Origin of the sequence: Streptomyces sp. NPDC050617 (assembly GCF_040654795.1) — a bacterium.
In the GTDB taxonomy this organism is placed as follows: domain Bacteria; phylum Actinomycetota; class Actinomycetes; order Streptomycetales; family Streptomycetaceae; genus Streptomyces.
Genome location: NZ_JBFAIS010000017.1, coordinates 55,147 through 67,685, shown reverse-complemented (window position 1 = coordinate 67,685; position 12,539 = coordinate 55,147). Strand labels below are relative to the sequence as shown.

Annotated in this window: 12 protein-coding genes and 1 pseudogene; 9 read left to right on the top strand and 4 right to left on the bottom strand. The window is 73.4% G+C overall.

Annotation, left to right across the window (positions count from 1 at the left end):
* The first annotated feature begins 40 nt into the window (after nucleotides 1-40).
* Nucleotides 41-1,546, top strand: a complete 1,506-nt coding sequence (locus AB0I49_RS22630; RefSeq protein WP_363228836.1) for an alpha/beta fold hydrolase — start codon at nucleotides 41-43, stop codon at nucleotides 1,544-1,546.
* Between the two features lie 48 nt (nucleotides 1,547-1,594).
* Nucleotides 1,595-2,437, top strand: a complete 843-nt coding sequence (locus AB0I49_RS22625; protein ID WP_363228835.1) for a serine protease — start codon at nucleotides 1,595-1,597, stop codon at nucleotides 2,435-2,437.
* A gap of 155 nt (nucleotides 2,438-2,592) precedes the next feature.
* Here AB0I49_RS22625 and AB0I49_RS22620 read toward each other — a convergent pair whose 3' ends face one another.
* Nucleotides 2,593-3,561, bottom strand: coding sequence for an AsnC family transcriptional regulator (locus tag AB0I49_RS22620; protein ID WP_363228834.1), 969 nt, complete (start codon nucleotides 3,559-3,561; stop codon nucleotides 2,593-2,595).
* A 121-nt stretch (nucleotides 3,562-3,682) separates the two neighbouring features.
* Here AB0I49_RS22620 and AB0I49_RS22615 point away from each other — a divergent pair, with 121 nt between their 5' ends.
* A complete protein-coding gene (locus AB0I49_RS22615; RefSeq protein WP_363228833.1) occupies nucleotides 3,683-5,134 on the top strand; it encodes an FAD-dependent monooxygenase in 1,452 nt (483 codons plus the stop codon).
* A gap of 330 nt (nucleotides 5,135-5,464) precedes the next feature.
* Nucleotides 5,465-6,271: a methyltransferase domain-containing protein gene (locus tag AB0I49_RS22610; RefSeq protein ID WP_363228931.1), complete on the top strand. Its 807-nt coding sequence runs from the start codon at nucleotides 5,465-5,467 to the stop codon at nucleotides 6,269-6,271.
* A 91-nt stretch (nucleotides 6,272-6,362) separates the two neighbouring features.
* On the opposite strand, the gene AB0I49_RS22605 is transcribed toward AB0I49_RS22610, so the two are convergent.
* On the bottom strand, nucleotides 6,363-6,953 hold the full coding sequence (locus AB0I49_RS22605) for a TetR family transcriptional regulator (protein ID WP_363228832.1): 591 nt from the start codon (nucleotides 6,951-6,953) through the stop codon (nucleotides 6,363-6,365).
* Nucleotides 6,954-7,108: 155 nt separating this feature from the next.
* Here AB0I49_RS22605 and AB0I49_RS22600 point away from each other — a divergent pair, with 155 nt between their 5' ends.
* Nucleotides 7,109-7,840, top strand: a complete 732-nt coding sequence (locus tag AB0I49_RS22600; RefSeq protein WP_363228831.1) for an SDR family oxidoreductase — start codon at nucleotides 7,109-7,111, stop codon at nucleotides 7,838-7,840.
* 15 nt (nucleotides 7,841-7,855) lie between these two features.
* Here the strand turns inward: AB0I49_RS22600 and AB0I49_RS22595 are convergent, their stop codons facing one another.
* The gene (locus AB0I49_RS22595) at nucleotides 7,856-8,563 is read right to left on the bottom strand and encodes a GntR family transcriptional regulator (RefSeq protein WP_363228830.1); all 708 of its coding nucleotides are present in this window, start codon (nucleotides 8,561-8,563) and stop codon (nucleotides 7,856-7,858) included.
* 153 nt (nucleotides 8,564-8,716) lie between these two features.
* Between AB0I49_RS22595 and AB0I49_RS22590 the strand changes: the two are divergent.
* The 4 genes and pseudogenes from AB0I49_RS22590 to AB0I49_RS22575 all read left to right on the top strand — a co-directional run.
* Nucleotides 8,717-9,253 (top strand): annotated as a pseudogene (locus tag AB0I49_RS22590) (YbhB/YbcL family Raf kinase inhibitor-like protein); the annotation flags it as partial.
* On the top strand, nucleotides 9,227-9,802 hold the full coding sequence (locus tag AB0I49_RS22585; protein ID WP_363228930.1) for an SRPBCC family protein: 576 nt from the start codon (nucleotides 9,227-9,229) through the stop codon (nucleotides 9,800-9,802). The pseudogene AB0I49_RS22590 and the gene AB0I49_RS22585, both read left to right, overlap by 27 nt.
* 117 nt (nucleotides 9,803-9,919) lie before the next feature.
* Complete coding sequence (locus tag AB0I49_RS22580; RefSeq protein ID WP_363228829.1) at nucleotides 9,920-10,525, top strand: XRE family transcriptional regulator; 606 nt, start codon at nucleotides 9,920-9,922, stop codon at nucleotides 10,523-10,525.
* A 174-nt stretch (nucleotides 10,526-10,699) separates the two neighbouring features.
* The gene (locus AB0I49_RS22575) at nucleotides 10,700-11,962 is read left to right on the top strand and encodes a beta-ketoacyl-[acyl-carrier-protein] synthase family protein (RefSeq protein ID WP_363228828.1); all 1,263 of its coding nucleotides are present in this window, start codon (nucleotides 10,700-10,702) and stop codon (nucleotides 11,960-11,962) included.
* Between the two features lie 97 nt (nucleotides 11,963-12,059).
* Here the strand turns inward: AB0I49_RS22575 and AB0I49_RS22570 are convergent, their stop codons facing one another.
* On the bottom strand, nucleotides 12,060-12,515 hold the full coding sequence (locus AB0I49_RS22570) for a carboxymuconolactone decarboxylase family protein (protein ID WP_363228827.1): 456 nt from the start codon (nucleotides 12,513-12,515) through the stop codon (nucleotides 12,060-12,062).
* Nucleotides 12,516-12,539: the final 24 nt, after the last annotated feature.

Genomic DNA, 12,539 nt, shown 5'->3' with positions numbered 1-12,539 from the left:
CCGCGGGACCGGGCGCACGAGTGCGGCGTCCCCGCCCGCGATGGCGAGAGGACTGGTCGCCGTCGGGGTCGTCGCCGCCTCCTTAGGGGTGGTGGCCACGCCGTCCGGCGCGTCCGCGGACAGCCGGGCCGTCCGGGCCGGGGAAGCCCCGGCGCCCGGCGAACACCTCGACTGGAATCCCTGCGTGAAGGTGGCCGAGGACTGGGACAAGAGCGACACCAAGACCGAATGCGCGATGCTGACGGTGCCCATGGACTACGCCGCACCGCAGGGCCGCAAGATCAAGATCGCGGTGAGCAGGCTCAAGGCCGCCGAACCGGCCGAACGCCGCGGCGCGCTGGTCTTCAGCCCCGGCGGCCCCGGCCTGCCCAACCTGTACGCACCGCAGAATTTCGCGGAGGGCGGGCTCGGCACGCTGGCCACCGATCACGACGTGATCGGGTTCGACCCCCGAGGGGTGGGCTACAGCGACACGAGGGAATGCCAGAGGTCCACGTTCCCGGAGGTGCCGGCCGACGCGCCCCCGAAGGAGCGGGCGAAGGTCGGCTTCGACTACTGGGCCGAGGAGAACAAGCGATGCGCCGCGCTCGATCCCGCCTTCGCCCGGCAATTGACCACCGCGAACATCGCACGTGATGTGGACCGTATCCGGGCGGCGCTCGGTGAAGAGAAGATCAGTTTCTTCGGGGTCTCCTACGGCACCGCGGTGGGCGCGAACTACCGGTCGATGTTCGACGACCGGGTGGACAGGATGTGGCTGGATTCGACGATGCCGCCGAAGATGGACTTCGACGCGATGAACGCCTCGATGGACGCGCTCACCGAGAAGAACTTCGGCGAGTTCGCCCAGTGGCTGTCGCGGCACGACGTCGAGTACCACTTCGGCACGACCGCCGACGCGGTCCGGCACACCCTTTTCGACCTGCGCGACCAACTCACACAGAAGCCCCGGAAGGTCGACAAGGACACGGCGCTGGACGGCGAATGGGTCACCGGCCAGCTGGGCGTAGGTCGCGGTCAGTGGGTCGCGAACGCACGGGACCTCGCCACCGTGCGCGAAGGCGGCATCCCCCGCTCGGCGCGGCCCACGCCGCAGACCGGGCGCCCCTCGGCCAGAGTGTTCGGCTTCGAGAACCCGAACGGAGGGGCCAACGGCCTCCAATACGACGCGGTCATGTGCAACGACGGGACCGGTGGCCGCGACTTCGAGCAGGAGTGGGCCGACAAGAAGGCCCGCGAGCGCACCTACCCCGCGACCGGCGGCTCCCTTGAGCTCGGGAAATACTGCGGAGGCTGGCCGTGGCCGGCACAGCAGTGGAAGGCGGTGAAGGGCAAGAGCCCGCTCCAGATATCCGGCCACACCCGCGAACTCGCTACGCCGTACGCCTGGTCGGTGGACCTGAAGGACGCCATCGGCGGCACTCTCCTGACGATCGAGGACGACCGGCACGCCTCCCTGAGCAGGGTTCCCGAATGCGCCGCGAAGGCGATCGACTTCTTCCGTACGGGCCGCACCTCCGGGGGCACCTGCCCGGGCATCGAATGACCCCGCCCCTTCCCGCCGCTCCCCCCCCTGAACGGAAATGAGATGCGTATGTCCCTGCGTACGTTCCGACGCATCGGTGCGGTATTCGGCGCCGCCCTGTCCGGCCTGCTACTGGCGGCGACGTCGGCGCATGCCGCCCCCGTGGACTTCTCGGGCGCGGTCGACGTGGACGGCTGCTCGGGATCGCTGGTGCGGATGCCCGACTCCACGGACGGCGACAACGCCTTCGTCCTGACCAACGGACACTGCTACGAGGGCGCGTGGCCCGTCCCGGACGAGGTTCTCGTGAACCAGCCGTCCCACCGCGTCTTCAGCCTCCTCGACGGCAAGGGCGAGCGGGCGGCGACCCTGAGAACGGCGAAGGCGGCGTACGTGACCATGACCGGCACCGACATCACGCTGTACCAACTCGGCCTGAGTTACCGGCAGTTGAAGGAGAAGTACGGCATCAGCCCGCTCACCGTGTCGGCCAAGCGCCCCGCGACGGGCACGGACATCCGGGTGGTCTCCGGGAACATGAAGAAGATCTTCACGTGCGGCATCGACCAGCACGTCTACCGCGTGCTGGAGTCGGGCTACCTGACCAAGGACGTCCTCCGCTACACCTCGGCGTGCGACACCGGCCCCGGCACCTCGGGTTCCCCGGTCGTCGACAAGGCGAGCGGAGAGGTCGTCGGAATCAACAACACCAGTAACCGCGACGGCGGTCAGTGCACCCAGAACAACCCCTGCGAGATGGACCGCGACGGCGTCATATCGGTGCACAAGGGCATCGCCTACGGCACCGAGACCTACTGGCTCACCACGTGCGTCGAACCGGGGAACAAGCTCTCCCTCGACAAGCCCGGCTGCCTGCTGCCCAGGCCGGACGACCGGATCGGCGTGAAGTGACGGCAGCCGCGGCGTAGGCCGGTCCGTACGAACCCGCGCCGGCTTCACCAGCACGTCACGTCGGGTCACGTCATACGGACCCTGCCCGCGGCCTCCTCGTACGAGCCGCGGGCAGTGCCGGTCCAGCGCCGCGGGCGGTCGATCCGACTGCCCGGTCACCGCGTCCGGGCGGCGGCCTGTTTGACGGTCCTGATCACGGGGGCCGTCTCGATGTGGGTGACGGCGGGCAGCGCGGCGACCCGGGTGGTCAGATACCGGTACAGCGCCTGCTGGTCGGCGCAGACCACGGTCGCGTACAGGTTCGTCGGGCCGGTCGTGGCGGCGGCGAACGCGATCTCGGGGTGCCCGGCCAGCGCCGTTCCGGCCTCTTCCAGACGGGCCGGGGGGACCGACAGCCAGAGCAGGGTGCGGGCGCCGACGCCGAACAGCCGCCAGTCGATGTCGATGTCCAGGTACAGCACCCCGCGCTCGCGCAGCTCCGCCATCCGGCGCCGGACCGTCGTCGGGGACCAGCCGGTCACCGCGGCCAGCCGCTCCAGCTCGGTCCTGCCGTCGGCGGCGAGCGCGGCGAGCAGCTTCCGGTCGCCGTCGCCGAGCCGCACCGGCCCCGGCCGGCGGGGAGCCGGAGGCGGGCGCAGCCGCGCGGCCTCGTCCTCGTCCAGCACGCCGAGCTTGGCGACCAGGCTGTCCGGCCCGCCGTAGAAGGCGTGCAGCACCGAGTGCGCGGTCACCCCCTCCACGCGGGGCGTACGGGGGAGCCTGGCCAGCAGCAGAGCCTCGCTGTCGGCCTCGCTCTCGGCGCGGACCGCGCAGATGACCTCGGTGCCGCCGGAGGTGAGGCTCACCCAGGAGGTGTCCGGGCGCCGGGCCAGCGCCTCGGCGACCGGTACCGCCGCGGCGGGCGCGCAGCGCACCCGCAGGAACCACTGCACCGCGCCCAGCGCGACCGGATCGACCCCGCCGAGCACCCGCACCGCTCCGGCCGAGCGCAGCCGGGCGTACCGGCGGGCGATGGTGCGATCCGACACGCCGAGAACCCCGGCGATCGTGCTGAAGGCGGCCCGGGGAGCGATCTGCAGGGCGTGGACGAGCCGCCGGTCCAGCTCGTCGAAGTCGATTTCCATCACTCGGACGGTAGCGGGTGTCGGATACCGACGTCCCTCAGCCGTCTCCTGGCCCGGCGGGCACGGCGCGGGGAGGGTTGCCGCTGCCCTGATCGGCGCGGACAACCACGGGAGAGACATCATGGACACCGACGTTCTCGTCGTCGGCGCGGGACCGACCGGTATGACGCTGGCCAACGAACTGCGGGTGGCCGGAGCCTCGGCCGTGCTGGTCGACAGGCTGCCGCGGCGCAGCGAGCTGTCCAAGGCCGGCGGCGTGCAGTCCCGCACGCAGGAGGCGTTCGACCAGCGCGGCCTGCTGGAACCGCTGCTGGCCACCGGTGACCACCCGGTCGGCACAGCCCACTTCGCCGGCATCACACTCCCCCTCACCCGCGACCGGCACCGCTTCCCCTGGCGGTCCATCCCGCAGGCGACGATCGAGGGGTTCCTGGAGCGGCACCTCGCCGCCCATGGCGTCCACGTCCTACGGGACCGCGAACTGACCGGCGTCGCCCAGGACGAGGACGGGGTCACCGCGGCCTTCGCCGACGGCGCCACGGTCCGTTCCCGGTACCTCGTCGCCGCCGACGGCGGCCGCAGCACGGTGCGTTCGCTGCTGCGGGCCGACTTCCCCGGTCGGCCGGGCACGGTGACCGTGGTCGCCGCCGACGTCCGCCTGGACGGCGCCGACCGGGCCGGGACGCACTCCTGGAGCGAGGACGGGCACTGGGCGCAGATCTTCCCGCTGGGCGCCGATCCGCAGGGCCGGCCGCTGTCCCGGCTCGCGCTGGGCGGGCCGGGCCGGTCCCTGCCCCGGGAGGTCCCGGTCACCGAGGAGGAGATCGGCGACGGTCTGCGCGCCGTCTTCGGGTCCGGGGTGCGCCTGCTCGAACTGCGCTACGCGCGTCGCATCACCAACGCGGCCCGGCAGGCCGCCCGTTACCGGCACGGCCGGGTGTTCCTGGCCGGGGACGCCGCCCACGTCCATCTTCCGCTCGGCGCGCAGGGCATGAACACCGGGATCCAGGACGCGATCAATCTCGGCTGGAAGCTCGCCGCCGCCGTGCACGGCTGGGCGCCGCGCCGGCTGCTCGACACCTACCACGCGGAACGCCACCCGGCCGGGGCCGCCGTGCTGCGCAACGTCCAGGCGCAGAGCCTGCTGATGGACTGGCAGGGCGCCCGCGACCCGGACGTACTGGCCGCCAAGGAACTGTTCACGGCCATGGCACGCCTTCAGGCCGTCCAGTACTTCCTGGACGACACGCTGTCCGGGATGGGCGTCCGCTACCCGATGCCGGGCGCCGGGTCCCATCCGCTCGTCGGCCTCCCCTCGCCCGACCTGAACCTCGGCCCGGTCCGGGTGCACGAACTGCTGCGCTCCGGGCACGGCGTCCTGCTCGACCCGGCCGACACGTTCTCCGAGATCGCCGCGGCCTGGTCGGACCGAGTGCGCTGCGCGGGGCAGGGCGCTCACACCGAACCGATGCTCATCCGGCCGGACGGCTACGTGTGCTGGGCCGCCGGCCCCGACAGCGACGCGTACGGCCTGGAGTCGGCGCTCCGCGACTGGTTCGGCGCGCCCCGTTGACGAGCCGGCGGGCCCCGTTGACGGGCCGACCCGGGCGCCGTGGGCGGCGGCCGGCGGGCGCCGTGGGCGGCCGGCGCCCGGGTCGGCTCAGTCGCTGAAGTCCGGCGCCTCGGCCCCCGCGCCGCCTTCCAGGATTCGGGCCGTGTGGAGCGCGGCGACCTCGCCTGTACGGCCCTCGCCCGGTTCGTCCTGGAGGTCCCGGTCCTCGCCCAGGGGCGGAAGGACCAACGGGCCGCCGTGGAGGAAGTCTTCGACATCATCACCGACGGCTGGCGGCCCCCCGGCGAACCGGCCGCGGGGCCCGGGGCCGCGACGGGGCATGATCGGGGCATGCAGCGACAACGCGCCGAGGACGGCTACCTCCTGGACAACCGGCAGGCCGAAGCGGGCGAGCGGTTCGACGCGCTCGGGGCCCTCTTCGACGCCTCCACCTTCCGGCACATCGACGAGCTGGGGCTCGCGGAAGGGCAGCGCTGCTGGGAGGTGGGCGCCGGCGGGACGTCGGTGGTGCGCGGGCTCGCCGAGCGCGTGGGCGCCGCCGGGTACGTACTCGCGACGGACATCGACACGTCGTGGACGGCGGCCGCGGCCGGGCCGCAGGTCGAGCTCCGGCGGCACGACGTCGCCGCCGACGCGCCGCCGGCCGGGCCCTTCGACCTGGTCCACGCCCGCCTGGTCCTCGTCCACGTCGCCGACCGGGACCGCGCGCTGCGCGCGATGATCAGCGCTCTGCGGCCCGGCGGCCGGCTGCTGCTGGAGGACGCCGACCCGGCGCTCCAGCCCCTCATCTGCCCCGACGAGTCCGGCCCGGAGCAGCGCCTGGCCAACAGGCTCCGCCGCCGCTTCCGCGAACTCCTCGCCGAGCGCGGCGCGGACCTCTCCTACGGCCGCCGCCTGCCGCGCCTGCTGCGCGAGGCCGGGCTGACGGACGTACGGGCGGACGCCTACTTCCCCGTCACGGGCCCGGCCTGCGCGGCGCTGGAGACGGCCACGGTGCGGCAGGTCCGCGACCAGCTGGTGGCCAAGGGCCTGGCGACGGAGGCGGAGATCGACACGCATCTCGCCAACGTCGCGGCGGGCGGCCTGGATCTGGCGACGTCCCCGATGATCTCGGCCTGGGGGCGCAAGCCGGGCTGACGCCCGCGCGGGCCAGGGGCGCGGCGCGCGCCGGTACGGGCGTACGGGAGCGGCCCCGCCCGCGCCCGGCCGGAGTACGCCCGTACCGCCCTCACCCCTCGGGTCGCGGTGGCGGCGCGGGTTCCAGGCCCCGCAGCGTGATGTCGATGAGGCGTTCGGCCTGCCCGCGCTGTTCGGGGGCGGCCGAGGTGAGGGCGATGCCGGCGAGGGCGGCGAACAGGTCGGTCGGGCGGATGTCGGGGCGGATCGTACCGGCGGCGGCGCCTGCCTCCACGAGGGTCCGCAGGGCCGACTGGATCATGTCGTGGCTGTCGCTGTAGGGGTTGGCTCCCGTGGCGACGACGGCCCGCAGCGCGTCGGCCATGCCGAGCTTGGCGGTGGCGTAGTCGATGAAGCGGTACGTCCACGCGTGCAGCGCCTCGCGCGGCGGCAGCTCCGCGAGGAGGCCGGGCACGGCGTCGCACAGCCGGGCCACTTCGTTGCGGTAGGCGGCCTCGACCAGGGCCTCGCGGTTCGGGAAGTTGCGGTAGAGGGTGCCGGTGCCCACGCCCGCTTCCTTGGCGATGCGCTCGAAGTGCGCGTCGAGTCCCTCCTCGGTGAAGACGCGCACCGCGGCGGCCAGGATCTTCTCCCGGTTGCGCTGCGCGTCGGCCCTCAGCGGGCGTCCTGCGTCTCGGGCCATCAGCGACTCTCCCTCTCCGTCTCCCCGTTTGCCAAGTGGAGGCACCTCCACTTACTCTGCACTAAGTGGCGGTGCCTCCACTTTAAGCGAGGGTCCACACCTCTCGCCCGCCCCGCCCCCTCCTACCTCCCGACCTTCCGAAAGGGCTGTCGATCATGTCTGGAATCGAAGGCAAAGTCATCGCGATCACCGGCGCCGGCAGCGGCATCGGCGAGGCGACCGCACTGCTCCTCGCCGAGCGCGGCGCGAAGGTCGTCCTGGGCGCGCGCCGCACGGAGCGGCTGAAGGAGCTGGCCGCCCGCATCAAGGAGGCCGGCGGCGACGCGGCCTGGGTCCGCACGGACGTCAGAAGGCAGCAGGACCTCGCCGGCCTCGTCCGGCTGGCACGGGACCGGTACGGCAAGCTCGACACCCTCGTCAGCAACGCCGGGGTCGGCCTGATCTCCCCGCTGGACGAGCTGCGCGTCGAGGACTGGGAGGAGATGATCGACGTCAACCTCAAGGGCGTCCTGTACGGGATCGCCGCGGCCCTCCCCGTCTTCCGGGAACAGGGATTCGGACACTTCGTCAACACCGTGTCCACCGCCGGGCTGCGCATCGTGCCGCTCCAGTCGGTGTACGCCGGGACGAAGAACGCCGTGCGCACCATCTCCGAGGGCCTGCGCCAGGAGGCCGGCGACAGCCTGCGCGTCACCGTCGTGTCGCCCGGCGCCGTCCGTACCGACTTCACGTCGCGCATCGACCCGGCGATGCGGGCCCAGACCGACAAGCTGATGGAGATCGCCCTGTCGCCGGACGCGGTGGCCCGCGCCATCGCCTTCGCCATCGAGCAGCCGGACGGCGTCGACGTGGGCGACATCGTGGTCCGCCCCACCGCCCAGGGCTGACGCGCCGGCGACCGGTCAGGCCCCCTCCGCCACCCCGCGGCACCGGTCGCCCGCCAGCACGGCCGCGGTCAGGGTGAGGTGCCGGGCCAGCACCTCGGCCGCCGCGTCGGCGTCGCGGGCCAGCGCCGCCTCCTCCAGCCGGCGGTGCTCCTCGGCGCCGTCCCGGTCGGGGGCGCGCCACGTCGACCAGCGGCGCGTCAGTTCGCTCGCGGTCCACATCCGGTCGAAGGTCTCCAGCAGTACGGGGTTGCCGCACCCCTCCAGCAGCGCGCGGTGGAAGTCCCGGTGCGCCTCGGACCACGCGCCGCTGTAGTACTCCCCCTCCTCCGGCACGTACACCGGGGTGCGGGTCAGCCGGTGGTGCGCGGCGCGCACGCGGGCCTCCCAGTCGATGTCGCCGCGCTCGACGGACATGCGCAGCACGACCGGTTCGATGGTCCGGCGCGCCTCCGCGATCTCCTGCCAGCGGCGGTCGGAGCAGTCCGGGACCGCGAAGCCGCGGTTGGGCAGCCGGTCGGCCAGGCCCTCGCCGGCCACCCGTACGAGCGCCTCGCGCACCACGGCCAGGCTCACGCCCTGCTCCCTGGCGAGGTCCTGCGGCTTGAGGGCGTCGCCGGGCGCGTACTCCCCCCGCATGATCGCGTCGCGCAGCCGCGCGTACACCTGCTCGGAGAGCATCTTCTTCCCCGACGCGGCCGAGCTGCCGCGCGCCGTCTGAGTCATGACTCCACCATAGACGGTTTGATTAATAATCGATTATTGCTGTTATGGTCGATCTATCGGCGGGCGGCAGGCGGCCCAGTGACTCAAGCGACGCCTCTCCCCCGCCCCAGCACGGCCTGGCCCGGCCCGGCCCGGCCTGAAAGGAACATCGCCATGCGCGCCAACGACCCCTTCGCCCGCCTCCCCGAGGCGGCCTCCTTCACCGTCACCAGCAGCACCGTCGCCGACGGCGCCGCCTGGCCGACCGAGCAGCTCTCCGGCCTGTCCGGGGTGCCCGGCGGCAAGGACGTCTCCCCGCAGCTGTCGTGGAGCGGCGCCCCGGAAGGCACCAAGAGCTACGCCGTCACCGTGTACGACCCCGACGCGCCCACCGGCTCCGGGTTCTGGCACTGGGCGGTCGCCGACATCCCCGCCACCGTCACCGAACTGCCCGAGGGAGCGGGCGACGACACCGGTTCGGGCCTGCCGGAAGGCGCCTTCCAACTGCCCAACGACGCCCGCGCGGCCCGTTTCCTCGGCGCCGCCCCGCCGGCCGGGCACGGCCCGCACCGCTACGTCACCGTGGTCCACGCCCTCGACACCGAGAAGATCGGCGTACCCGCCGACGCCACCCCGGCCGTCCTCGGCTTCACCATGGCCGGCCACATCCTCGGCCGCGCGGTCCTGACCACCACGGCGGAGACCCCGGCCGAGGGCGAGGGCCGGGCGACCGAAGGCGACGCGGGCGGCGGCCGGGCGAGCGGTGAGGCCGCGGGCCGCGAGGCCGAGCGGATCGAGGTCTCCCGCCTCATCCCCGCCTCCGCCGAAGCCGTCTTCGCGGTCCTGGCGGACCCGCGGGGCCACGTGGACATCGACGCGTCGGGCATGCTCATCGACGCCGAGGGGCAGCCGGTCGAGCGGCCCGGCGACCGGTTCCTGGTCCACATGGACCGGCAGGCGATCGGGGACGTCGCCCTGGGCAAGTACGACGTCGAGGTCGTCATCACCGACCTCACCCCGAACGAGGAGATCGCCTGGACCGTCGAGGGCAAGGTCCGGCCGCACGTCCGCCACATCTACGGCTACCGACTGGAGCCGGCCGAGGGCGGCACCCTCGTCACGTCGTACTGCGACTGGTCCCGCACCAGCGAGGAGTGGCGGGCGCGCGTCACCTTCCCCGTGGTCCCCGAGTCCGCCCTCAAGGCCACGCTCGGAATCCTGGAGCGGACCGTCCGCCGCCGGGCGGCCGCCGCGTCCTGATCAGGCCGGTCAGAACGATCGGGACGGTCAGGCCGGTCAGACGAACCCATCGACGCTCGAAGCAGGCAGAGCGGTCGGAGTTTGACAGAGGCCTTTGCCGGTGCGGCAAATGTCCCTATGAGCGACGACGATCTCGACGATTTCTCGGAGGTGCTGGCCGCCGTCGGGCCCCGGCTGCGGGTGCTGCGGAAGTCGCGCGGCATCACCCTGGCCCAACTCGGCGAGCGGACCGGCATCTCCCTGAGCACGCTCTCGCGGCTGGAGTCCGGCCGCCGCGAGCCGACCCTGAAGCTGCTGCTGCCGCTGGCCAAGGCGTACGGCGTCCCGCTCGACGAACTCGTCGGGGCGCCGCAGACCGGCGATCCGCGCGTCCACCCGCGCCCCGTCACCCGGCACGGCAAGACGTGGGTCCCCCTGACCCGGCACCTCGGCGGGCTGCACGCCTACAAGCAGATCCTCCCCGTCGCCGACGCCGGCCGCCGCGACGAACGGCCCGAGCAGTCCGCGCACGAGGGCTACGAGTGGCTGTACGTCCTCTCCGGCCGGCTGCGGCTCGCCCTGGGCGAGCACGACCTGCTGCTCTCCGCGGGCGAGGCGGCCGAGTTCGACACCCGCACCCCGCACGGCTTCGGCAACGCGGCGGAGCAGCCCACCGAGTTCCTCGTGCTGTTCGGGGCGCAGGGCGAGCGGATGCACGTACGGGTGCGGACCACCGCCGGGTGAACCCGGACACCGGACCCTCCAGATGTCGGGTTCTCACAAATCATCAGCTCCGGACTCCGTGGATCACAGCATCCGGACAACCGGAATCCCCCTGACAAAGTGGCCGGTGAAGCGATCTCCTCGCACCGCAGCACACGCGAGGAGTTGTGATGCCACTACAAAGGGGGTTATACAGTGCGTACGACATCGAGCACCGGCGCGAGCAGCGTCACGGACGCGGGCGACGCCGACGGCGTGGTGGTCACCGGGCTCGGAGCGACCACACCGCTCGGCGGGGACGCCGCGTCGACCTGGGCCGCGATGCTCGCCGGGAACTCCGGCATCCGCGCGATCGAGGAGGAGTGGGCGGCCGAGCTGCCCGTACGGATCGCGGGCCGGCTGAAGGCCGAGCCGGGCGAGGTCCTGGACCGGGTGCAGGCCCGCCGCATGGACCGGTGCGAGCAGATCGCGCTCGTCGCCGCCCGCGAGGCGTGGGCCGACGCGGGCGCGCCCGGCGTCGACCCGGAGCGGCTGGCCGTCGTGATCGGCACGGGCACCGGCGGCGCCCTCACCATGCTCGGCCAGGACGACATCCTCGAAACCCGCGGTGTGCGGCGGGTGTCCCCGCACACCGTCCCGATGCTGATGGCGAACGGGCCCGCCGCCTGGGTCAGCATCGACCTCGGGGCGCGCGGCGGCGCGCACACCCCGGTCAGCGCCTGCGCGTCCGGGGCCGAGGCGATCTCCATGGGCCTGGACCTGATCCGGCTGGGCCGCGCCGACGTCGTCGTGGCGGGCGGCGCCGAGGCGTGCGTCCATCCGCTGCCGCTGGCCGGGTTCGCCCAGGCCAAGGCCCACTCGACGCGCAACGACGAACCCGAGCGGGCGTCCCGGCCGTTCGACGCCGACCGCGACGGGTTCGTGATCGGCGAGGGCGGCACCGTGGTCGTCCTGGAACGCGCCGGGTTCGCCGCCGCGCGCGGGGCCCGGCCGCACGCCGCGCTCGCCGGGGCGGGCGTCACCTCGGACGCCCACCACATCACGGCCGCGCACCCGGAGGGGCAGGTCCGCGCCATGCGCCGGGCCGTGGCCCAGGCCGGGCTGTCGCCGCTCGACATCGGCCACGTACAGGCGCACGCGACGTCGACGCCCAAGGGCGATCTGGTCGAGGCCGGTTCGATCGCCGAGGCCGTCGGCGTCCACCCGGCCGTCACCGCGGTCAAGTCGATGACCGGGCATCTCTTCGGAGCCGCCGGAGCGCTCGGCGCGCTGGCCGCGATCCTCGCGGTCCGCGACGGGGTCATCCCGGCGACGCGGAACCTCGACGCCGTGGACCCGGACGTGCGGCTCGACATCGTGGCCGGGGAGCCGCGCCGGGGCCCGGTGGCCGCGGCGCTCGCCAACTCCTTCGGCTTCGGCGGGCACAACGCGTCGCTCGTCTTCACCTCCGTCGCCTGACCGGCCGCCGGCCCTCGAACGCACCAGGCCGGACCGAGCCGGGCCGGGCCGCCCCCCGCACGGCCCGGTCCGGTCCCGGCGGGGCCCGGGCGCGCGGTTACCAGCCCGCGCCCGCGGGCTGCCTGGTGGCGGCGTTGATCCGGTTGAAGAGGTTGGTCAGGCCGATCCACAGGACCAGGCCCGCCAGCTGCTTCTCGTCGTGGTGGCGCGCGGCCTCGTCCCAGACCTCGTCGGGCACCGGGTCCGTACGGTCGCTGAGCCGGGTGGCGGCCTCGGCGAGCGCCAGGGCGGCGCGTTCGGCATCGGAGTAGTAGGGCGCCTCGTGCCAGGCCGCCAGCGCGAAGAGCCGTTCGTCGCTCATGCCGCCCTTCTTGGCGTTACGGGCGCCGCCGTCCACGCAGTAGCTGCAGCCGTTGATCTGGCTCACGCGCAGGTGCACCAGTTCCAGCGTCGCCTCCGGGACACCGCCCTGCTTCGCGGCCTTGGCCACGTCGAGCACGGCGGGCAGCGCCTCGGGGATGACCGTCGCGGGGTTCTTCATACGTGCCTGCATCGTCGTTCTCCTCTGCTCGTGCCT